Origin of the sequence: Streptomyces zagrosensis (assembly GCF_014203645.1) — a bacterium.
GTDB lineage: Bacteria > Actinomycetota > Actinomycetes > Streptomycetales > Streptomycetaceae > Streptomyces > Streptomyces zagrosensis.
This window is the reverse complement of record NZ_JACHJL010000006.1, coordinates 160,610-181,089: the sequence shown is the minus strand read 5'-3', so window position 1 is coordinate 181,089 and position 20,480 is coordinate 160,610. Positions and strand designations below refer to the sequence as shown.

Annotated in this window: 23 protein-coding genes; 8 read left to right on the top strand and 15 right to left on the bottom strand. The window is 67.8% G+C overall.

The window, feature by feature from the left end; translation table 11 throughout:
• Nucleotides 1–36: 36 nt before the first annotated feature.
• From FHS42_RS14010 to FHS42_RS14000, 3 genes are all read left to right on the top strand, one after another.
• On the top strand, nucleotides 37–492 hold the full coding sequence (locus FHS42_RS14010) for a DUF8129 domain-containing protein (RefSeq protein ID WP_312866863.1): 456 nt from the start codon (nucleotides 37–39) through the stop codon (nucleotides 490–492).
• 140 nt (nucleotides 493–632) lie between these two features.
• A complete protein-coding gene (locus tag FHS42_RS14005; RefSeq protein ID WP_184572529.1) occupies nucleotides 633–827 on the top strand; it encodes a hypothetical protein in 195 nt (64 codons plus the stop codon).
• Nucleotides 828–941: 114 nt separating this feature from the next.
• The gene (locus tag FHS42_RS14000) at nucleotides 942–1,931 is read left to right on the top strand and encodes a LysR family transcriptional regulator (RefSeq protein ID WP_184572528.1); all 990 of its coding nucleotides are present in this window, start codon (nucleotides 942–944) and stop codon (nucleotides 1,929–1,931) included.
• On the opposite strand, the gene FHS42_RS13995 is transcribed toward FHS42_RS14000, so the two are convergent.
• The 7 genes from FHS42_RS13995 to FHS42_RS13965 all read right to left on the bottom strand — a co-directional run bounded on the left by FHS42_RS13995 (nucleotide 1,831) and on the right by FHS42_RS13965 (nucleotide 9,046).
• Nucleotides 1,831–3,156 carry a LysR family transcriptional regulator gene (locus FHS42_RS13995; RefSeq protein ID WP_184572527.1) on the bottom strand — a complete coding sequence of 442 codons (1,326 nt, stop codon included), beginning with the start codon at nucleotides 3,154–3,156 and terminating at the stop codon, nucleotides 1,831–1,833. The two genes, FHS42_RS14000 and FHS42_RS13995, sit on opposite strands and share 101 nt — an antisense overlap.
• A gap of 241 nt (nucleotides 3,157–3,397) precedes the next feature.
• A complete protein-coding gene (trxB, locus tag FHS42_RS13990) occupies nucleotides 3,398–4,435 on the bottom strand; it encodes a thioredoxin-disulfide reductase (protein WP_184572526.1) in 1,038 nt (345 codons plus the stop codon).
• On the bottom strand, nucleotides 4,432–5,727 hold the full coding sequence (locus tag FHS42_RS13985; protein ID WP_184572525.1) for a S8 family peptidase: 1,296 nt from the start codon (nucleotides 5,725–5,727) through the stop codon (nucleotides 4,432–4,434). The genes trxB and FHS42_RS13985 overlap by 4 nt, the downstream gene beginning before the upstream one ends.
• 293 nt (nucleotides 5,728–6,020) lie before the next feature.
• A complete protein-coding gene (locus FHS42_RS13980; protein ID WP_184572524.1) occupies nucleotides 6,021–6,461 on the bottom strand; it encodes a thioredoxin family protein in 441 nt (146 codons plus the stop codon).
• A gap of 173 nt (nucleotides 6,462–6,634) precedes the next feature.
• Nucleotides 6,635–6,988 carry a rhodanese-like domain-containing protein gene (locus tag FHS42_RS13975; protein WP_184572523.1) on the bottom strand — a complete coding sequence of 118 codons (354 nt, stop codon included), beginning with the start codon at nucleotides 6,986–6,988 and terminating at the stop codon, nucleotides 6,635–6,637.
• 1 nt (nucleotide 6,989) lies between these two features.
• Entirely contained in the window at nucleotides 6,990–8,336 is a 1,347-nt protein-coding gene (locus FHS42_RS13970) for a purine-cytosine permease family protein (RefSeq protein ID WP_184572522.1), read from the bottom strand.
• Entirely contained in the window at nucleotides 8,336–9,046 is a 711-nt protein-coding gene (locus FHS42_RS13965; RefSeq protein WP_184572521.1) for a tRNA-dependent cyclodipeptide synthase, read from the bottom strand. The genes FHS42_RS13970 and FHS42_RS13965 overlap by 1 nt, the downstream gene beginning before the upstream one ends.
• A gap of 372 nt (nucleotides 9,047–9,418) precedes the next feature.
• Here FHS42_RS13965 and FHS42_RS13960 point away from each other — a divergent pair, with 372 nt between their 5' ends.
• The 4 genes from FHS42_RS13960 (at nucleotide 9,419) to FHS42_RS13945 (ending at nucleotide 12,513) form a co-directional block, all read left to right on the top strand.
• On the top strand, nucleotides 9,419–10,447 hold the full coding sequence (locus FHS42_RS13960; RefSeq protein WP_184572520.1) for a LysR family transcriptional regulator: 1,029 nt from the start codon (nucleotides 9,419–9,421) through the stop codon (nucleotides 10,445–10,447).
• Complete coding sequence (locus tag FHS42_RS13955; RefSeq protein WP_184572519.1) at nucleotides 10,437–11,357, top strand: LysR family transcriptional regulator; 921 nt, start codon at nucleotides 10,437–10,439, stop codon at nucleotides 11,355–11,357. The genes FHS42_RS13960 and FHS42_RS13955 overlap by 11 nt, the downstream gene beginning before the upstream one ends.
• 140 nt (nucleotides 11,358–11,497) lie before the next feature.
• Entirely contained in the window at nucleotides 11,498–12,052 is a 555-nt protein-coding gene (locus tag FHS42_RS13950) for a GH25 family lysozyme (protein WP_184572518.1), read from the top strand.
• Nucleotides 12,053–12,204: 152 nt separating this feature from the next.
• Nucleotides 12,205–12,513, top strand: a complete 309-nt coding sequence (locus FHS42_RS13945; RefSeq protein WP_184572517.1) for a hypothetical protein — start codon at nucleotides 12,205–12,207, stop codon at nucleotides 12,511–12,513.
• A 95-nt stretch (nucleotides 12,514–12,608) separates the two neighbouring features.
• Here the strand turns inward: FHS42_RS13945 and FHS42_RS37015 are convergent, their stop codons facing one another.
• The 8 genes from FHS42_RS37015 to FHS42_RS13905 form a co-directional block, all read right to left on the bottom strand.
• Nucleotides 12,609–12,821 carry an EF-hand domain-containing protein gene (locus FHS42_RS37015; RefSeq protein WP_184572516.1) on the bottom strand — a complete coding sequence of 71 codons (213 nt, stop codon included), beginning with the start codon at nucleotides 12,819–12,821 and terminating at the stop codon, nucleotides 12,609–12,611.
• An 83-nt stretch (nucleotides 12,822–12,904) separates the two neighbouring features.
• On the bottom strand, nucleotides 12,905–13,534 hold the full coding sequence (locus tag FHS42_RS13935) for an N-acetylmuramoyl-L-alanine amidase (RefSeq protein ID WP_184572515.1): 630 nt from the start codon (nucleotides 13,532–13,534) through the stop codon (nucleotides 12,905–12,907).
• Between the two features lie 669 nt (nucleotides 13,535–14,203).
• On the bottom strand, nucleotides 14,204–14,719 hold the full coding sequence (locus FHS42_RS13930) for an ATP-binding protein (RefSeq protein ID WP_184572677.1): 516 nt from the start codon (nucleotides 14,717–14,719) through the stop codon (nucleotides 14,204–14,206).
• A gap of 263 nt (nucleotides 14,720–14,982) precedes the next feature.
• Nucleotides 14,983–15,756, bottom strand: coding sequence for an enoyl-CoA hydratase/isomerase family protein (locus FHS42_RS13925; protein WP_184572514.1), 774 nt, complete (start codon nucleotides 15,754–15,756; stop codon nucleotides 14,983–14,985).
• 130 nt (nucleotides 15,757–15,886) lie between these two features.
• Entirely contained in the window at nucleotides 15,887–17,116 is a 1,230-nt protein-coding gene (locus FHS42_RS13920) for a L,D-transpeptidase (protein ID WP_246494721.1), read from the bottom strand.
• A 382-nt stretch (nucleotides 17,117–17,498) separates the two neighbouring features.
• Complete coding sequence (locus FHS42_RS13915; RefSeq protein ID WP_184572513.1) at nucleotides 17,499–18,089, bottom strand: hypothetical protein; 591 nt, start codon at nucleotides 18,087–18,089, stop codon at nucleotides 17,499–17,501.
• On the bottom strand, nucleotides 18,086–18,562 hold the full coding sequence (locus tag FHS42_RS13910; protein WP_184572512.1) for a hypothetical protein: 477 nt from the start codon (nucleotides 18,560–18,562) through the stop codon (nucleotides 18,086–18,088). The genes FHS42_RS13915 and FHS42_RS13910 overlap by 4 nt, the downstream gene beginning before the upstream one ends.
• A 137-nt stretch (nucleotides 18,563–18,699) precedes the next feature.
• Nucleotides 18,700–19,917 (bottom strand): helix-turn-helix domain-containing protein, encoded by a 1,218-nt coding sequence (locus FHS42_RS13905; RefSeq protein ID WP_184572511.1) that lies wholly within the window; start codon nucleotides 19,915–19,917, stop codon nucleotides 18,700–18,702.
• Between the two features lie 208 nt (nucleotides 19,918–20,125).
• Between FHS42_RS13905 and FHS42_RS13900 the strand changes: the two genes are divergently transcribed.
• Nucleotides 20,126–20,350, top strand: coding sequence for a type II toxin-antitoxin system VapB family antitoxin (locus FHS42_RS13900; RefSeq protein ID WP_312866877.1), 225 nt, complete (start codon nucleotides 20,126–20,128; stop codon nucleotides 20,348–20,350).
• Nucleotides 20,351–20,480: the final 130 nt, after the last annotated feature.

Sequence of the window (20,480 nt, the reverse complement as noted above, 5' to 3'; positions counted from 1 at the left end):
TCGGCACTGCGGCAGGGGTTTCGGAATCTTCCACGGGTGAACCCGGTCTCTACCGATGGGGCGCCTAGTGAGCGCACCCAGCGCAACCCAGCCGTACGGGGCGACGGAGCCGCCACCGGCCACGGTGTGAAGGAGGAGAAGATGGGCACCCAGCGACCTGATGAGCTGCCGCTCGCCGACTACGACCAGCTAGCCATCGGCGCCCTGGAGCACCGCGTTCGCTCGCTGAGCTCCACGGAGACCGGCATGGTGCTGCGATACGAGCAGGAGCACGCCAACCGGCCCGGGGTGGTGCAGGTGCTTTCCACCCGGCTCGATCAGCTCAAACACGGCAGCACCCCGTCGCCGGGCGACCCCAACGCGGGCGTCGATCACCCCACCGCATCGCGCGCCGGCTCGCCGGTCTCCCCGCGCACCGCCGCCCAGCCGGCCAGCTCTCCGCCGCACGGCACCCCCGACCAACCCGCGAAGCCGAAGGGAGACCGGTTCTAGGCCCTTCACCCGCGCCCCCGGGCCAGGGCCCGAGGCCAGAGGTCTCCCATCCGAGACCCCCTACCGCCTCGCGGCCCCCAGGGCCCGGGGCCGTACGGGCGCACGACCGCACCACCGATCCGTTGAAGGAGGCGGGCACCATGCCGGAGCCCGGCAGCAAGGCGTACGACAAGGAACGCGCACGGCGCCGCAAGGAAGCGGAGAACCGCGGCATCTCCGACCAGGACGCCAACATCGAGGCGAACGAATCCCTGCAAGCGGACCCGAAATGGCAAAGCAGGGGCCCGCGCACCGAGCGGGGCAAGGGCCCCAAGGGTGAGCGTCAGGGCGAGTGACCAACGGCGCCGAAGCCCGCCGACCGCCCCTATCACCCCTATCACCCCGATCAGCCCTGCCAACCCGGCCGGCACCGCTTCCGCGACAATCTCCACGTTGCGTAGAGTCCGCCCATGGAGCTGGAGTTCCGGCATTTGCGGGTGGTACGAGCCATCGCGGACAACGGCACACTCACCGCCGCCGCGGCCGAGTTGGGAATGACGCAGCCCTCGGTGACCGAGGCCCTGCGGCGCGCCGAACGGGCCACGGGCGCGCCCTTGTTCCAGCGCGATGCGCACGGCGCGGTACCGACCCCCTTGGGCGAGGTGGTCACCGCCCACGCCCGTACGGTGTTGACCGCCATGGACCGGCTGGACGCGGCCACCGCGCGGCACCATTCGGGCACGCTGCCTCCTTCGGTCCGCTTTGGCTGTACGCCGAGCCTGCTGGTCGCCAACCTCACGGTGGCGGTGCCGCAGGTGATGGGTATCGGGGTGGAGGTTCGCACCGGGATCGACCCGGCGGTGCAGCTCTCCTTGCTCGCCGATCGCCGTGTCGAGGCGGCCCTGGTCGTGGGCAACCTCGGTCCACGGCCCGCTGACGGTTCGGGTATCGAGTGCGCCGTGGTGGCCGTTGAGCCGCTGTTCGTCTCAGTGGCCGCGGGGCACCGGCTGGCCGGTGCGAGTGAGATTGATCTTTGCGAGTTGGCCGATGAGGTTTGGTGCGTGGCGGATGGCCCGCGCAGCGAGGGCGTTGAGCATCTGCGTCAGGGTTGCCAAAGGGCCGGCTTTACGCCGCGTATCCGCCAGGCCGACTACACCACCGCCTTTCAACTGTGCGAGTTGGCGCAGGCGGTGCTGCCGATGATGCCGGGCAGCCGGCGACGCACCGGGCAGACCCTGGTGCCGTTGCGGGACTCACCGCTACGGCAGCGCACGTGCTTGTTCTGGCATGCCGATGGTCCGCTGCCCCGTTCCCTTGTCGAGCGGTTGTGGAAGGAACTCGTGGAAGCGCAGCACGGGATCATCGAGCAGACGCCGGTGTATCAGGCGTGGCTGGTGCGCCATCCGCGGTGGGGTACGACGCCACCGGAGATGGTGGCGGAGTACGCGCCGGGCGCGTAGGGGGTACGGGGCGCGCTGCCGGCTTGGGCGGCGGCGTGGGCGATGTCGCGAAAGGCACCACCTGGCGCGGATGCTCCTTCACCCCCCGGGCCGCCGTCTGCCGGCCATCGCTCAGTGGACCGTCGCCCTGCGGCCCATCGCGCCCCGGGCCCGCACTCCGCGGGCCGTGCGGCGTGGGCCCGTTCGCGGCACAGTCGGGGGGCGCGGCGTCGGGGGCCGCGTGCGGGGGCGCGTCGGGGGCGTGGCCCGTAACGCCCCTGGCCGAGCCGAGCCAGCCGTCGTTGCGGTCCCACCAGCCCGGCAGCCTCCCCAACTCATCGACCAGCGAGCCGTACGCGGTGACCAGGCCGGCTCGGATGCGTTCGGCGCGTTCGGCATCGATGGGGCCGTCTTCGGACCACAGCAAAATGTGCCGTACGCGCACCGGCGATCCGCGCAGGGGCAGCACCTTGCCGGTCATCGGGAGACCGGTGTTGAGCGCCTGTACGGGGGCGACTACCGGCTCGCCCCTGCGTATCAACTGGGTCGCCACCAGCGGTGCGTACGCCCGGACGGTGATGGGTCCGATGCCCGCCAGGTCGCACTGCGCGGACAGGTGGCGGTCGAATTCGTCGTCACCGTTGACTGCGAGCAGCCACTCGCAGCCGCCGAGCTCCGCTAGCTCGACCTCGTCTCGGTCGGCCAGCGGGTGCTCTGGCGCGATCATGACAAACATAGGCTCAGAGCCGACGACCGTCTTGCGTATGCCCGGCGGCAGGACGAGCTGCTGACCGGAGAAGTCCACGTGAAGCGCCAGGTCCACGGTGCCATCGGCCAGCGCGGCGAGCACCGTCGCCTGCCGATCCACCACCGACAGGTCCACCACGTCGTCGGGGCAGACCTCGCCGACCACGCCGCACAGTTGCGAGGCGAAGGGCGTTTGGCGGACGGCAAGTCGCAGGGTGCGGGAGCCGGAGCGGCCCTGGAAGTGCCGCACCGCCCGATGGAGATCATCGAGCGCGGCGAGTACATCGCGGATGTGGGGCAGCAACACCTCGCCGAGCGGCGTCGGGCGCGCGCCGTGCCGCCCACGGTCGAAGACCGGTCCGCCGACGACGTGTTCGATGCGCCGAACCTGTGCGGTCAACGCGGGCTGCGAGACGCCCAGACCAGTCGCCGCCTTGGTGACGCTGCCCGCGGCGTCCACCGCCTCCACGAGCCGCAGGTGCCGCACCTCCAAGTCCATTCGGCAGAGTATGGCCGACCGGAATACGGAAGCCCAGACTCTCGACAGCGACTTTCACACGCCTGCGTTCGACGTCAGCGGCCGTCATAACGCCGTCACATCGGGGAGTCCCCCGGCGCTCGGGGCGCCGGGGGACCGCTCCCCCTCGCATCCCCCGGGCTGGCCCCCGGGGGGTCCGGCGGCGGGCAGCGACCGCCGCCGGAGTAGGGGTGGAGGGAGGGACGCGACCATCGCACCGCCGTTACGAGACGGCGCTCGCCTCCCGCGTGGCGCCTGCCGTGGCGCCCGACGTATCACCTGTCGTGACGTCTGCCGTGTCACTCAACGCTGCCGGGATCACGGCATCTTGGAGCGACGCCAGATAGCGCTCGGCGTCCAGCGCCGCCGCGCAGCCCGTGCCCGCGGCGGTGATCGCCTGTCGGTAGACGTGGTCTACGACGTCGCCCGCGGCGAAGACGCCGGGCAGGTTGGTCCGGGTCGAGGGCGCTTGCACGGTCAGATAGCCGTCGGCGTCCCGGTCGAGTTGGCCAGCGAACAGATCGCTGCGCGGGTCGTGCCCGATGGCGATGAACAGGCCGGTGACCTCCAGCGGGCGGGTGGTGCCGGTGATCCGGTCGCGTACCGTCACTCCGGTCAGCCTCGGGTCACCGTGCAACTCGGCGACCTCGGTGTCGTACGCGAAGCTGATCTTCGGGTCGGCGAAGGCCCTGGCCTGCATCACCTTGGAGGCGCGTAGCGTGTCGCGGCGGTGTATGACGGTGACGGATGCGGCGTAGCGGGTGAGGAAGGTGGCCTCTTCCAGCGCGGTGTCGCCGCCGCCGACGACCGCTAGGTGCTGGCCCTTGAAGAAGAACCCGTCACAGGTCGCGCACCAGGACACGCCGCGCCCTGAAAGCTGCTCCTCGCGTGGCAGGCCGAGCTTGCGGTAGCCGGAGCCGGTTGCGACGATCACCGTACGGGCGCGATGGGTGCTGCCGCGCGCGTCGGTGACCTGCTTGATGGTGCCGTCGAGTGCGACCGAAACGATCTGATCGTCGATGAGTTCGGCACCGAAGCGCTCGGCCTGGATGCGCATGTCCGTCATCAGGTCGGGGCCCTGTATCCCCTCCGGAAAGCCGGGGAAGTTCTCCACGTCGGTGGTGGTCATCAACGCGCCGCCGACGTAGATGGACCCGCAAAAGACCAGCGGGTGCAGACTGGCGCGCGCGGTGTAGAGGGCGGCGGTGTAGCCGGCGGGTCCGGAGCCGATGATGATGGTGTCGCGGATTTCGCCGTTCACCGGCGCTCACCCGCTCCGGCGCCGGACGCCCCCTCGCGGCCCGTGTAGGCCAGCCGGTTCTCGCTGTCCACGCCGGGGTCTTGCACGTGGTCCTTGGTCGCCGCGTCGATCAGCGCCTGGTCGATCTCGCGGGCCGTGGCGCCGGGGTGGTCCGAGACATACATGGCGGCGAGCCCGGCGACCTGGGCCGCGCTGGCCGACGTGCCGGTCAGTTCGGTGTAGTACCGGTCACCGGCAAGGCTCGCGACGGGTATCCGAGCGCCGGGTGCGAACAGGTGCACACAGGAACCGGTGTTGGCCGACGCCACTCGGCGGTCGGTCCGGTCGGTCGCCGAGACCGTGATGCCGGTGGTCTGCCGGCCGGGCGTGGCCTCGCACGCGTCGACGGCTTCCCCACTGCCGTTCCCGTTGCCGGCGGGAGCGGTGTACGTGATGCCCGCATCAGTCATCATGTAGAGCTGGAAGTCGAGCACGGAGGCGGGGTCGCCGGTGAAGCCGAGGCTGACGACGGCGGGCTTCTTCGCGTTGACGTTGATCCAGTCCACGGCGGAGGCAATGTGCTCCAGAGTTCCCGTGCCGTCGCAGCCCAGCGCCCGTACGGACTCGATCCTGGCCTGCTTGGCGGTGCCCGCGTACACGCCCGCGGCCAGCGAGGCGTTGGCGGTGCCGTGGCCGTTGCAGTCCGTGGCCGTGCCACCGGCCTGGTCCTTGATCGCGTCGTAGGCGGCGCTGACCCGGCCGCGCAGGTCCTGGTGGCTGGCGCGTACGCCGGTGTCCACGACGTAGACGCGGACGTTCGACGCGGTGTTGGGGGCGGTGTACTTGCCGTCGAGCGGCAGGTTCCGCTGGTTCATGCGGTCCAGGCCCCAGGGCGCGCCCCATTGGGTCACGGCGTTCGCGGCGAGGGTGTCCTGCCGCGCGGGCGCGGGGCCGCGGTGGGACCGGGTGCCCAGCTTGCCCGCGGTGCGGTACTTCCGGTCTTGGGTGACCGAGCCGACCCGGGTGTCCTTCAGGTACTTGCCCACCTGGTCCTGGGTCAGGGTGACCGAGAAGCCCTGCATCACGGAGTAGTAGACCCGGCGCAGGGTGCCGCCGTCCTCGGCGACAAGGCCCTTGGCCATCTGGGTGACGGCGTCCTTGGTGGCTTCGACGTCGTTCAACTGCACCACGTAGACGGCGGTCTCGGCCCGGTTGGTGTCGCTCACGGCATGTGCCGAACCGACCAGCGGCAACACGAGGGCGGAGGCGGCTGCCGCCGTCACCACCGACCGGAACAGGGCGTTCTTCGTCATCGTGAACCTTTCGAGATGGCGGGGGGAGCTGGGGCATCACACGGTCCCCGGGCCGGCACAGGCGAGGCACGGAGCGTGCGGGACATGCGGGGTACGGGATGGATCGACCCGGGGCCGCGTGTGCGGGAGCACGCGGCCCCGAACCTGGTGTGGGGAGTTCCGGGCCTGTCAGGCTCGGGCCTGTCGGGGCCTGGGGTGGCGGTCTCAGGCCACGAATGGGGGGATTAGCTCGTGCTGTGGGGGACACGCCGGGCCGAGGCCAAGGAGGGCACCCGGCCCGGCGCGTCGGCCTGTTACAGGTTGTTCAGCCAGGTACGCAGCGCCTGCGGGCCGTCATAGCCCACCATGCGGCTGCCCGCTTCCTTGCCGTTGCGGATGTTGAGCAGCGTGGGCAGGTACTTCACGCCGTACTTGGTGAGGATCGCCCTGTTGGCGTCGGCGTCCACCCGTGCCCAAACCCAGGTGCCCTTGTCCGCGGTGTTGTACTGCTGCAGATACGGCTTCATCTGCTTGCACGGGGGGCACCAGGTGGCGGTGAAGTTGAGCACCACCGGACGGCGGTTGGACATCTCCAGCACCTGTTCGAGGTTGGAGGCCGTCACATCAACAACGGACGGCTCCGCCTGAACCTGGGCGCTGGCGCTGTGCGAGGACGGGGCGGCGACGGCCGGAAGGGCGGCGCCTCCAAGAAGCGCGGCCACTGCCGCCGCTATGACGGTCGATTTACGGAACATGTGCTTGTCCTCTCGATTCCGTGGGGGTACTGACGTCCCGCGCTTTGCCGGAATGCTCGATTTCTCGGCCGTCCGGGTGCGCCGGGATGCCCCGGAGGTTTCCGGTGCATTCCTGTGCGTGGTGCTGTGTGCTGCCTCGCTGGCCCGGGGGTAGCGACCAGCGCGGCACGGAGTCACGAGGCGGCCGACTCCGTCGGCAGTTCGCCCATGACCCAGTCCTCGATTCCCTCGCGGTACTTGCGAACGTTGAGATAGCCGAGCTCTACGAGCCGCACTCCCACGAGTTCGCTGTTACGGCAGGGCACGTTGGCGCAGTACACGACGAGCGGCACGCCCTGGTCAGGAAGCAGCCGTGGGGCGAGTTCGTCGGTGAACTCGGCGGCGTCTTCGTAGGGAAATCCGGGGATGTTGACAGCGCCCGGCAGGTGCTCGCGCTCGTAGTAGTCGGTCGGCATCGTGTCGATCACGATCACCGCGTTGGCGTCGATTTCCTTGCGGAGTTGCTCCCTTGTGATCAGTGGCAGCACATCAGCCTCCGGATTTCGTCATGTTGACCTCGACCATGGGGGGCCGGGGTTCCTTGATGGGTGGTGTGCGCCGGGCCACGACGAGCTTTCCGACGACGGCGTACAGCACCAGGGCGGTGACGACCGAATTGATGGCGGGAATTCCGCCGTCCACGTATTTGCCGACCAGGGACCCGCAGGCCCAGCAGATCAGCGACAGCGGCATCCAGTCGGCGCCACCTTCGGGCAGCGTTCCGCGCTCCCGTGCCTGGTCAAGTTCGGCGCGGAACCGCCGTACGAGGAAGTATTCGGCGATGATGACCCCGGCGACCGGCGGCGCCAGGACGCCGATGGTTTCCAGGAAGTCGGTGAAGTTGTCCACGATGCCCACGGCCGACAGCGCGGTACCCGCGACGCCGATGATCAAGGTGACTGCCCGCCTGCTCACGCGTCGCCCGAACAGCACGTCGATGGAGTTCACCAGGCCGAGCGAGGACGAGTAGAGGTTCCAGTCGTTGATCTTCAAGATCGCGGTGGCCAGGACCAATGTGCCCAACACCCCGGATGACGAGGTGATGATGCCGACGATGTCCGACGACTTCGCGGCGTGCGCCAGGAGCACCGCGGTCAGCCCGATCAGGTACTCCCCCAGCGTCACGCTGATCAGCGTCTGCTTGACGACGTCGGAGGGGCGCCGGTTGAACCGCGTCATGTCCGGGGTCATGAGTGCGCCGAGGATGAAGGCGCCGGACACCAGCGTGGTGCCCTCGGCGAGTGACATCGCGGGCCCTGGCGGTGCGGAGCTCATCAGGGCGCTGATCGAATGGTCGGACAGCACGTCCACAATGGAATAGCCGGCCAGGAAGAGAAAAGCAGGGACGGTCAGATAGGCCGTCCAGGCCATGATGGTGAAGCCATAGAGCGTGATCGCCGTGATGATGGCCCCGCCGATTATTGCCCAGACCCATTCGGGGGTGCCACCCGCCAGGTCGTGCATTCCCTGTGCGAATACTCCGTTTTGGACGCCGAACCATCCGGCGAGGCTGAGCGCGATAAGCATACCGACCAGCGCGGAGCCTTTTCGGCCGAATCCCGACCAGCGGGCAAGGACCGATACCGAAAGCCCCTCACGCACTCCGGCGATGCCCAACAAAATCGTGATGATCTCCAGCATCACCGAGCCGATGGTGATGGCGATGACGGCATCTTTGAAGTCCATGCCGAAGCCGAGGACCGCACCCACCAAGAACTGCTGGAACGAGGAAACTTGCCCGAATCGCTGGACCGCGACCGATACCCAAGAAACGCGTGCCTCGTCCGGCACTCGGGTCAACGCGTAGTCATCGAGCCGGTCTTCTTCGGTACTCATCAGCCACCCACCCCGAGCATGGAGGTATCGGTCTGCCGGGCTTCGCTTTCCGTTACGACGAGGAATCCCTGTCCCGGCGCGGGCGCCCAGGGCAATTCCCCAGAGTAAAACTTCTCCAGAAAGGCGACCCGGGTGTGGTACACGAACAGCGAGGGCCCGCCGCCACAAATTCCGCCGGAATCGGCGAACAGCGGGAGTTCGGCGAGGAAGTAGCGTACGGCGAGCCGCAACTGCTCCTCGCTGGGCTCCGCACCGGGCGGCAACTTGCGGTCCAGGACCCAGTGCGTGGCGTCGATGCAGGCCGCGTGGAAGGCGGAGTTCTGCTCAAAGAGCGCGGTCGCTTCGGCCAGGAGTTCGCGATAGCGCGGCTGGTCATCCAGCCGTTCCATCCCAAAAATGAGTCGCTGCGGTTCGGGCACATCCAGCGAACGCAGCGCCGTGGTGACCTTGTTGTGCACGTACTGGCCCTGTCGAGCGGCCTTGTGTCGGGCCCGGGCAGGGGTGTATCCGAGCGCCTCCAGCGTGTACGCGGCGACAGTGTCGGGGATGAAGAAGTGACACTGTTCAAAGCGAGTTAACGCCCATTTCGCCAGTGCGGTCAGCCTCTCCGTGCTGAAATAGCTATTGAAGGGGCTGACCCCGATACACAGATGCGAGGCGGTCGGCAGCAACGCGCCACACCGCTCAGTAAGTGGTTCAGAGTTGAACATTTCTCGACCTCACCAACGACTCGTATGGCCAACTCCTCGTACGGCCGCTGTCGGGCCGTTCTGGGATGAGACCGCCAGCAGGATCTTCACGCTCCGCCGAATGCCCGGGTAGTGTCAGCGGGCTATGCCGCGCACGCATACCTAAACCCCCACTAATGGCCATGCGTACGGCCACTAATAGATGCGGGCCCTAAAGGTACGGACCAGATTTCACAGATAAAGACAACTTGGACCGCGCCTGCTGGGCAAACGGTGCAAACACACGCTTGCCGTCGCTCCACCCCTGAAGGCAGGAAGACAGAAAGGCCCACGTACGCGAATTGGCCTTCCTGACTCTGGCGTTCAGGACGGGCGAGGCTTACATTCGGGGCCATGGAGTTGCAGCTGCGCCATTTGCGCAACCTCTGTGCCGTAGCGGATGCCGGGAGCCTCAACAAAGCAGCGGCCGAGCTGGGTTTGCCACAGCCAGCGCTGAGTCGTCAGATCCGCCGCCTGGAGGGCCTTCTCGGCGGCGCCCTGTTCCAACGGGGCACCTGTGGGGTCCAACTCACCTCGCTCGGTGAGAGCGTGCTCGGCCACGCCGAGACGATCATCCAACGCTTCGACGACCTGGACGAGCAACTCCGCACCCACCAACAGCGCCAGCGGCGCACGCTGCGCGTCGGCTGGGACGCAGGCCCACTCTCCGAAGCCCTGCTCGGCTGCCTGTGGCAGCTTCGCCCCGATGGCCAACTGCGCATCATGACCGTCCAAAGCTCCCAAGAGCTCAGCGGCCTGGTGCGCGCCGGCGAGGTGGACATCGCACTGTTCAACAGCAGCGCCGAGGGACGCCGACTGCTCGCCCCGGGCCTGGCCACCAACCTGGTGGCCGATACACCGGTACTCCTCGCGATGGCCGACAGCCACCCGCTCGCCCGGGTGCCGGGCCTGTCCATGACGGACCTCGCGGACGAGGAGTGGATCTCCGTTCTGGGGCCCGACGGCTGCCAGGAAGTGCTGCGAGCGCTGTGCAGCCCCTTCGGTTTCGACCCGAAGATCAGTTACGACGTGCCGGTCTCGGGTCCGCGCTGCGACGTCATCCGCCACCAGGGCTGCGTGTCCCTCACCCAGCAACTCCGGCCGATCGCCCCCGGAATCGTGTACCGCAAGCTGATCGACCTGCCCTGGCGCTCGCAGCACTGGCTCGCCGCGCTGCCCGGCAACGCGGCGTCCGCGCTGCTCCCCGCCCTCTCCCGGCTCCTTTCTGCGGCACACGACAAGTTGGTACGTGAGCGCGCGACCGTCACTCGCGCCGCCGGCATGCCGACCACTCCCATCAGCCACCGCCCCGCGACGTTCACCCCGCCCCTCTCACGCGCATCCCTGTGGCACTCCCGTACGTCTGCTTGTCATGACCCTTGAAATTCATGACCTGCGCGTCCTACGCGCCATCGCCGACGCGGGCAGCCTCGCCGGTGCGGCCAGGGCGCTCGGCACCAATCAGGGGAACATCAGCCGTCAACTCCAGCGCATCGAACGCACCACCGGCACTGCGCTGTTCCAGCGCGGGCACCACGGCACTACGCCGACCGCCGCCGGGCGGCTCGTTCTCGGCGGCGCCGAGACGCTTCTGCCACTGATCGACTACCTGCTAGACAGCGCGGCCGAGCACACCGCCCAGCGGGACGCGCCCACCACTGGCTCCGACACGGTACGCATCGGCTCCGTCAACCATCCCCTACTGCCCACCATCGCAGGCTTCCTGTGCACGCTGCTGCCCGATGTCTCGCTGGGCGTACACACCGATGAATCCAGTGCCGCACTCCTTGACTTGCTGTGCGCCGATGGCCTGGAGGCGGCGGTGGTACGGCACTTCCCCAGTCACGACGCGCCCTTACCCGCCGGCATCGACACGGCCGTCATCGCTCACGAGCACCTACTCGTCGGCGTCGGGGATCACCATCGGCTCGCCGGCCGGCACTCGGTGTCCCTGCGCGACCTGGCGCCCGAGACCGGTGTGCTCGTCGATTCCCGCAACAGCACGCTGCGGCGCTGCTTCCTGGCTGCCATCAAGCACAGCGGGGCCGGCCTGCGCATGTCGTGCGCGGCCGATGAAGCGGTGGTGTCGGCCATGGTCTGTGCCTCCAGCGCGGCGCTCCCGGCCTTTCCGGTTGTCGCACCACTGCCCGGCGTGGTCTACCTCCCGCTGGACGACGACGCGGCCCGCTTCGCCCTGCTGCTGGCCTGGTCACGTACCGGCAAGCTAGCCACCCACGGCGCTCGCCTCGCGGAGCTGGCGCGCCAGGCGTACTCCCCGGCGTCCGACAGCTGACCGATTGCGCCGGCAATCCGCCACCATTCGCAGCCCGCTATCGGTTCCATACCGTCCGTCACCGGGAACAAAGAAGACAAGCCACCCCCCACACCCTTCCCCCACATTCATCCCCCCTCAAGCCCCGGGAGGCAGCGAGCATGCTGCGCGGCATCGACATCAGTTCGCACCAATCAACCGAATTCAGCACGGAAGGGCTGTCCTTCGTCTTCGTCAAGGCGACCGAGGGCCGCTCCTACGTCAACCCCCGGCAGTCGGCACAGGCCGAGCGGGCCCGCAAGGCCGGATGTGTGGTCGGCTTCTACCACTTCCTGTGGCCGGGCTCGCTGACCGCCCAGGCCGAGTACTTCGTGGAGGAGTGCGCGTCCAAAAAGGGTGATCTGCTCGCCGTGGACTGGGAGAACACCAGCAAGGGCACGCACGCCAGCAACGCCGAGAAGGACAAGATCCTCCGCGAGGTCAAGCGGCTGCGCCCGGACCACCGGGTGCTGCTGTACTGCAACCGGCAGTTCTGGCTGAACAACGACACCACGTCCTACGCGGGCGACGGCCTGTGGATAGCCGACTACGTCTCGGCGGGAAAGCCCCGTATCAAGGCCAAATGGCGCATCCACCAGTACACCGATCGGCCGCTGGACACGAACGTGGCCGACTTCGAGAGCAAGGCCGCGCTCCGCGACTGGGCCACCCCCTAAGGCCCCGCGCCAGCCCCGCACCACCCGCGGCAGCGCCCCTGTGCCCAGGCCGCGACCTGCCAAGACAGCGGCCCGCGCCGCGACCTGCCGGGGGCAACATGAGGAAACCGCAGGTCACGGGCGTTGTCAGAGGGAGCGTTTAGGCTTCCCGCATGAGTTACGCAAATGTGCGCGAACTCCAGAGCGCGCTCAATACGGCATCCGACATCGCCTTCTCTCTGGAGGCCGAACCGTCCGCACTGGAGACCAACCAGCTCACGGACGCGCTGCGGCGAGCGCTGTCGGCGGCCGGTGCGTTGGGAGCCGAACACGGTGGGACGGGCTGCGCGGAGCATCCGCGCGGGGCCGTCGATCCGCTCTACGGAGACAAGGACGACCCCGTGCCCGCCAATTGGGGCCGCTGCTTGCTGTGCAACGACCGCCGCCGGCGCGCAAGCGCCCAGCGGCGCGGCGGACGCTGAGCCAGGGCGGCCATCGACGCGCCGGAGCCCCCCGAGGAAGCGGCGCACGAGGCGCCGGGTCCACGAGGGGCTCCGGGCAAGGTCCGTCGGCGTCGTCAGCGGTTCTGGATCGCCCAGAACTCGTCGAAGGACAGCCTGCCGTCCTGGTCGGTGTCGGCCGACTTGATGACGGCCTCCGCGACGGGCTCCGTGACGAACGGGTCCCCGAGCTGCGCCATCACACTCTTGTACTCGGCCGCGGAGATGTAGCCATCCTTGTCCAGGTCGTATCGTTCAAACGCCCTGCGCGCCGCTTCTATGTCCGCCACCTGGGCCGCCCCTTTTTCCGTGTGCTTACTTGACCAGCACACATTAGCGACCCACCGGCGCACTGCCGTAGCGGACCGCGACTTCATCGCCGCGCCGACGACTTGACCAGATTGATGTAGCGCGGCCAGTCCCAGTGTTGGCCCGGGTCGGTGTGGGTCGCGCCGGGCACCTCGTTGTGCCCGATGATGTGCTGCCGGTCCACCGGCACGCCGTAGCGGGTGCACAGGAAGGCGGTCAGATCGGCCGAGGCCCGGTAGAGCGCGTCGGTGAAGTATTCCGGCTTGTCCACCCAGCCTTCGTGCTCGATGCCGACGCTGCGGGTGTTGTAGTCCCAGTTCCCCGCGTGCCAGCCGATGTCCTTCTCCCGCACGCACTGCCCGATGAGCCCGTCCACCGAGCGCACCACATAGTGCGCGGACACCTTCTTCTTGGAGTTCTGGAAGATCTTGATGGTGTCGGCGTACGTCTCCTGCGTCACATGCACCACGACGAAGTCGATCGGGTACGCGTCGGGGCGGCTGGAGACGGAGTAGTTGGAGGGGCTCGCGGGCGTCCAGCGGGCACCCGGATAGTCGTCCATGCCCGTGGGGCGCGGCTCAGGTTGGGCGCTGGCATGTGGGGCACCGGCGCCGGCCAGCCCGAAGGCGGCGGCGCCAAGGAGCGCGCCGCGCACCAGATGGCGGCGAGACGTGCGGGGGGCGTGGTCTTCCATGGGGGTCTCCCAGGTCCGTGGTGCCGGTGGGGCGACGTTGGCTGACGGTCGGGCGCTACCGCGGATGCGCCCCGCTGCGCGTGCGCGGGGCCGGAGCATACGTCTGGTGGGTCAAAGGTAGCGTCGGCGCAGGGTCACGCCCTTGCGCCCCTCATCGTGAACCGCCGCGGGGACGCTGCCAAGGCGACCGGCCGCACATGCGGCATACGCCCGGCGAAGTAAGTTTCCGACGACGTGTCCAGCTCCTTGCAACCCGGACGCGGTTTCATGTAATCCTCGCGCATTCTTGACATTTACCCGCTGCTTACAAGGCGAGTGGCGCAGTTCACCTTAAATTGACATCTAATATGTCCCGCTTTGTCAATTAATAGGACTAATGCCTCTTTGGAAGCTCCGCATCCCGTCTGCGATAGTCGGAGCAGCGACCCCCATTGACCCGGGCCAGGTCGTCAAACGCCACGGGCACACCCCTCGCGCCGTGGCGATAGCGGTAGCGATAGCACTACACAGAGGCCTCCACCCGTCCTACGACGCGGCGGGGGCCTCTTCGCGTACGCACGGGGGGCCACGGCGCGCACCGAGGCAGCAGCAACGGGAAGAAAAGGAGAGCAACGGGGAGAAGGAGAGGAAGGAGGGGGAAAGAGGGGAAGGGCAAGCCTCGAAAGGACGTCACCGTTCGGTGATCCGCATCTCGAACCAGGTCGTCTTGCCGTACGGCAGCAGGTCAACGCCCCAGCGGTCGGAGAGCTTGTCCACCAGGAACAGGCCGCGTCCGCTGACGTCCAACGCATGGACCGGCATCAAGCACGGCAGCCCTCGGGACGGGTCGCGGACCTCGACCCTGATCCAGCCGCGCCGGCGCACCATGCGCAGCCCGAAGACGCGAGCGCCGGTATGGCGTACGGCGTTGCCGACCAGTTCGGACACGAGTAACACCGCGTGCTCGGCGATCGTGGGACCCAGACCCCAGTGGCGAAGCACCACCGAATGCGTCAACCTGCGCGCGGTGGCGGCCGATTCGGGACGCGAGGGCAGGCGCACCTCTTCCACGGTCGGGTTCCCGAAGAGATCGAACGCCTTCATGGCGTGTTCATCGTCAATGGTCGATACCCAGCGCGCGGGAGCAGACTCGGCGTCCCGGCGCGACTGGTCCATTCCCTCCAAGCCCGCCATGCCTCCCATGATGGCTGCCCAACGGGCCTCCTGTGGCGGAACCGTGGGATTCGACGCGCCCATACACAACGCCACACATCTCCACCACGACATATGCCAAAGGCACGTACAATCGTTCGACCCTACGCCTGACCAGCCGTGACACCGCGCGAGCGGAATATCACATACCGTACGCACACGGCCACGGCACGGCGCACCCTTCGCCGACATAATTCGCCCGCAAGAGGCACGGGGCTCGCCGTTGCCGGCGAGCCCCGTGGATAACGTACGTCGGGTCAGCGGAACTTGGCCTTCCCCGGCCCTTCCTCGACGAAGCTGCGCATCCCGACTTCCCGGTCCTCGGTCGCGAACAGACCAGCGAACCAACCCCGTTCGATGGACAGGCCGGTGTCGATGTCGGTCTCCAGTCCGGCGTCCACCGCCTCCTTGGCTCCCCGCAGCGCGATCGCGGGGCCCTTGGCCAGCCGCGCCGCCCACGCGTGCGCCTGCGCGTAGACCTCATCCGCCGGTACGACCCGGTCAACGAGGCCAAGGGACAGCGCCTCATCCGCCTTCACCATGCGCCCGGTGAAGATCAGGTCCTTGGCCTTGGACGGACCGATCAGACGGGGCAACCGCTGAGTGCCGCCCGCGCCGGGGATTACCCCGAGCAGGATCTCGGGCTGGCCGAGCTTGGCGTTCTCGGCGGCGATCCGGTAGTCGGCGCAGAGCGCCAGCTCACAGCCGCCACCGAGCGCATACCCGGTCACGGCGGCCACCACGGGCTTGGGGATACGGGCGATGGCTGTGAAAGCGTCTTGCAGGCCACGACCCCGCGCCACCATCGCGGCGTGGTCCATCACCTGCATCTCCTTGATGTCCGCACCGGCCGCGAACACCTTCTCGCCGCCCCACACCACGACGGCACGTACGTCGTCGCGACCCGAAACCTCCTCGGCAAGCTCGCGCAACCGGTCCTGTAGAGCAATGTCCAGGGCGTTCATCGGCGGACGGTCCAAGCGGATGACGCCGACTCCGTCGGCAACCTCAAGGTGCACAGTCTCAGTCATGAGCGCAGGTTAGCGCCCGCTAACAGCGCGGCGGGAGAGCGCCCGGGCGAGATCTCCGCCCAGCCACCTCCCGCCGCCGCTCAAACTCAGGCGCGCGCCGCGCCCGTCCACCCGGCTCCGCGTCCGTGGACTACTGCTCCGCGGTCCACTCCGACCAGGACATGTTCCAGCCGTTGTACCCGTTCTCAGGCTTGATGGTCTCGTCGTTGGAGTTCTTGACCACGACCACGTCGCCGACCTGCGAGTTACGGAAGAACCAGGCCCCCGGGGTGGAGCCGTCGCCGCCACCGCGCTGGTCGAAGAGACCGATACAGCCGTGGCTGGCGTTCTTCGAGCCGAAGGTCGGCTGGCCAGACCAGTAGTTGCCATGGATGAAGGTGCCCGAGGTCGATAGCCGCATCGCGTGCGGCACGTCCTTGATGTCGTACTCGCCGCCGAAGCCCACCGTCTCGCCGTTCATCCGGGTCACGGCGTGCTTCTCGCTGATGACCATCGTGCCGTTGTACGTCTCGGTGCCCGTCGCTCCCGCGGTGATCGGGATGGTCCTGACGACCTTGCCGTCCCGCTCGACCGTCATCTTCTTGGTCTTGGCATCCACGACGCTGACCTGACTGCGGCCAACGGTGAACTTCACCTTCTTGGCCTGCGTGCCGTACACCCCGGACGCGCCCTCGACGCCATTGAGCCGCAGGTCGAGCGTGACCTTGGTGCCGGCGGCCCAATACTTCTCGGGCCGGAAGTCCAGTCGCTGATTGCCGAACCAGTGGCCTTCGATCGCCACCGCGGGCTGTGCGGTAACGGATACGGCACGCTCAACGGCGGCTCGGTTGGTGATCGCGTGGCTGAAGTTGAGTGAAACCGGCATCCCGACGCCGACCTTCGCCCCGTTCTCGGGGTTGAAGTGGCCGATGAAGGTGTCCTTGGGCACCAGCGTGGTGAACGTCGCGTGCTTGGCGGACTCGCGGCCGTCGTCATCCTTGGCGATGGCGTCCACCGTGTACTTCGTGGAGGCGCCCAGATGGCTGGTCGGCTGCCAACTCGCCCCAGCACCAGTGATCTTGCCGGCGACAACGTTGCCCTTACTGTCGGCCACCTTGACCGAGCTGAGTTTGCCCTTGTCCGCCGTAACCTTCAGTGCACCACTGGTGCCGACATCGGTCGCCCCGTCCCGGGGCGCGATGGAGACCACGGCCTGCGACGCCTTGTTGTCGCCCACCTTGCTGCTGCCCTTGTCGCCATCTCCCGAGTCATCGCCGCCACCACACGCGGCCACCAGCAGCATGGTTGTTCCCAGCAGCACCCCTAGGAGTCCCCGACGCCCTCGACGTCCCCGAGCCCCGGATATCGACTGCACGTTCAAAACGGTCGTCTCCCCTCAAACGGCCGCGCCCCGCGGCACCCCCATAGCGCGGCACACACGCGCATGGCGATAGATAACCACAACGTATGGAAAGCGGACGGCCCGCGAATGTCACCGTTCCGTTCCAAGTCAGACGGTGGAGACATGCCGCATAAACCAGCCAGCTACCCGCCATGTCGGCATTCGCGCGCAACGGTACGTCCGGGTCAGCGCGGTCCGCAGGCAGCAACCCCTGCACGGAACACCACATTCCAGCCACGGGGGTGCAGGTGCGGCGATGGCTGCCCCCGGCCGGGTCAGGGCCTGGTGGCCGCGGTACGGGTGGGGGCAGCGGGGCCGATGGGACCGATGGTCGTGTGTAGGTGGCGGTGGGTGATGCGGGTCAGCGTCTGGGCTCCTGCGCGGTCAGCCGGGCCTGACGGGCGCAGTTCGAGTGAACGCTGAGGGGGCGGGTGAGGGCATCGGTCGGATAGCGGCGGCCCATGACGCTCACCGCCTCGTCAGGCGTCAAGGACCGGTCGCAGATGGGGCATTTTTGGGGCAGAGCATCCAGGCCGTGGGTGAAGGCGATGGCGGTGGCCAGCACGGTCGAGAGGTAGGAGGGCCGCGCCAAGTAGCGGCCGGACCAGTGACGCGGGATACGCCAGTGCAGCCCAGGCCCGCTACGCCGCTGGTTCGGTGGAACGGCAAGGTAATGCACGGCGGGGCCTGCGGTCAGCCGGGTCACATATCCGTCCAGCCGATCCCACTGCTCAACCGGTGCGGCGGCCATGAGATGAGGTGGCAGCAACCAGTACACCCACGCAGCACGCGGATCGACAATCGCCGCACAGTCCTCCGCCCCATCCAAGAACTGAAACGCCCACTCCGCGACAGCCGTACTCACCCGCACCGCATCCCACTGCCGCCCCGCAGCAAGCACCATCACGTCATCGCCCGGCGGCGGGCACCAGGACAGGTTCACGGCCGTCACGACGTGGCCCACTTGGCGTGAGGCCGGTCGGTGCGGGGTTGGTCGGTACGGGGCTGGTCGGTACGGGGCTGCTCACGGATGTCTTCTCGTACCACGGCGAGCGCGTCGAGAAGCCGGGCCAGGTCGGTCAACAACCGGTCGGGGGCGGGCTTCACGGCCCAGTAGAGAGTCCGCTCACGCTCCATGCCGGGTACGAAGAGCATGCCATCGTCATACCCACAGCCATCAGCACCGTCCGGCAACTGGAAGCCCGCAGCCGCACCTTCGGGGATCAGCCATGTCATCGTCCGTACGAGACTGTCCTTGATCACCGCACCGCTGTCCGGGCCGAGTTCGGCCAACACTCGCTCTCCGAGCCACTGTGACAGGGTCACAACCTGCCAGCCGTGCTCACCGATGGCCGTCCAGTGCACGCCCCCTCCCGGTGGAATCCAGTCGTGGGGCGCGGCGGGGGTGTTCGCTTGGGTCGGCATGGCACAGCCTCCAACGGCGTCTGCCTCAGTGGCGCGCTGGGCAGCACACCAGTGGACGCCGAACACGCTAAGTGCACGCTCGATCACAGCACAGTGACGCCGTGCCCTCATGTGCGGCCGGGGTGGGGCGCTGTGTCCTACCTGTCGATACCCAGTCGATCAGCCAGTCCGATGACGGGGTCCTCTCGCCGTGCGGCACGCTCGCGCAGTTCTCCCACCAGTCGCCGCGATGTTGCGTGGTACCGCATCCATTCGGGTGCAGCGTCCTCTGCCCGGAGCAGTGCCCGAGCCGACAGGGCGTCGTCGTCCAACTCGGCGTGAGCGAGTCCGAGATCGACGTAAAATCTGGCTCGCCACGTCGGCGGCAATGTGGCGAGGTGGGGGACCGATCGCGCGGCACGGACCGCCTCGGGGGCGCACCCCATTTCGACCAGAAAATTGACCCTGGCCACCCCGGCGTTGGTCGGCCCGAAAGGTGTGGCGTAGAAGAGTCGGTCCTCTCCGATACGGGCTGCGGCGGCTGTCGCCAGTTTCAGCAGCTCTGGTACGGCATTACGCTTTTCCTGCCGCACGGCAGCGGTGGCCGCACGCAGGATGAGCACGCCCCACAGGGCCAAATCTTTCGACGCCGATCGAAACGTTGGTTCGATGGTTGCCGCGTGCTTCAGGGCGATCTCCTCGGCGTCCGCTAGCCGCCCCTGCTTGGTGAACACCCAGGACAGGGTGGACATGGCCAGCGTTTCGAGGTGCGGATCGTCGCACTGCCGAACTGATTGCATCGACCGCTCTATGGCGGTGAAGGCTGCGTCTTCTTTGCCGAGGGCGGCCAAGGTCGTGGCTGCAACTTGATAGGCCACGGCAAGAACCGAGTGAGCCGCCGCGGCATCGGCTCCCGCGAAGGCGTGGGCAGCAACTCGCGCATCGCTGATCAGCTGAGGAAGAAGGGCACCGATTTCACCCAGCCGCCCTTCCGCTCGAATGCTGTCGGTCGCCCGGAGGGCGTCGCGCAGTTGTGCCAGCGTGGGCGGTTCTTCAGGGTCGCTTTCGCCGCCGAGCATGTCCGAGACCGGGGAGACGGCTTGTCGAAGGGCCAGCACCGAGGGGAGGTCGGCGCTGGAATCGTGACTCTCGAAGGTGGACGGTTGACCTACGAGATAACTCGGCTCAGTATCGAGCGCCCGCGCAAGAGCGTTGATCGTGGACAACCGCGCCGATCGGCGCCGCCCTTGCTCAAGCTTACGAATCACATCCACGGAAATACCGGCTCGCTCAGCCAGCTGCTCCTGCGTGAGACTCCGCCTCAGCCTCAAACGCGCCAGACGATCGCCCATGCCCAACTCAGGTGAAGAGGTCATGTGTTACCTCCGAACGGTCTTGATCCCACGGTACGCCCGCGGGCAACCACGGGAACGAGTGACGGGGAACCGGTCGGCACCGCGTACTGCTATCCCTCAGCGCCGCTACCGGTTGGTGGGACAGGCCAAAACGACGTCCACCACGCTCAGTACATGGTGGCGCTTCACTCACAGACGCAGCCACGAAGGGACCCATCACTCGGCCAGCATTGTCATCGCCCTCGATGAAGACATGGTCACCGAGGCCATGCGCGTCTTCGGGACCAGAACGAGGGCCGAAGCCGTCCGCCTCGCCATGGAAAACGCCGTCAGGCGGCACCTGCGGCAGGGCGGCTTCGACGCCATGGACGCCGGCGAGCTCGACTTCAGCGAGATCGTCGAGAACACCGGCCCTGGCAACGCAGACGGCTCCCTCACCCAACGGGCTCGATGATCACGCTGACCGGGTGGCGCGTTCTGCGGCTGCGTGCCATCGCACCAGGTCGGAGGGTGGAGGCGAACGTCGGGCGGTAGCCCTAGGCCGAAAAAACCAGTGAGCATTGTCGGTGCCCAACCGTAGTCTC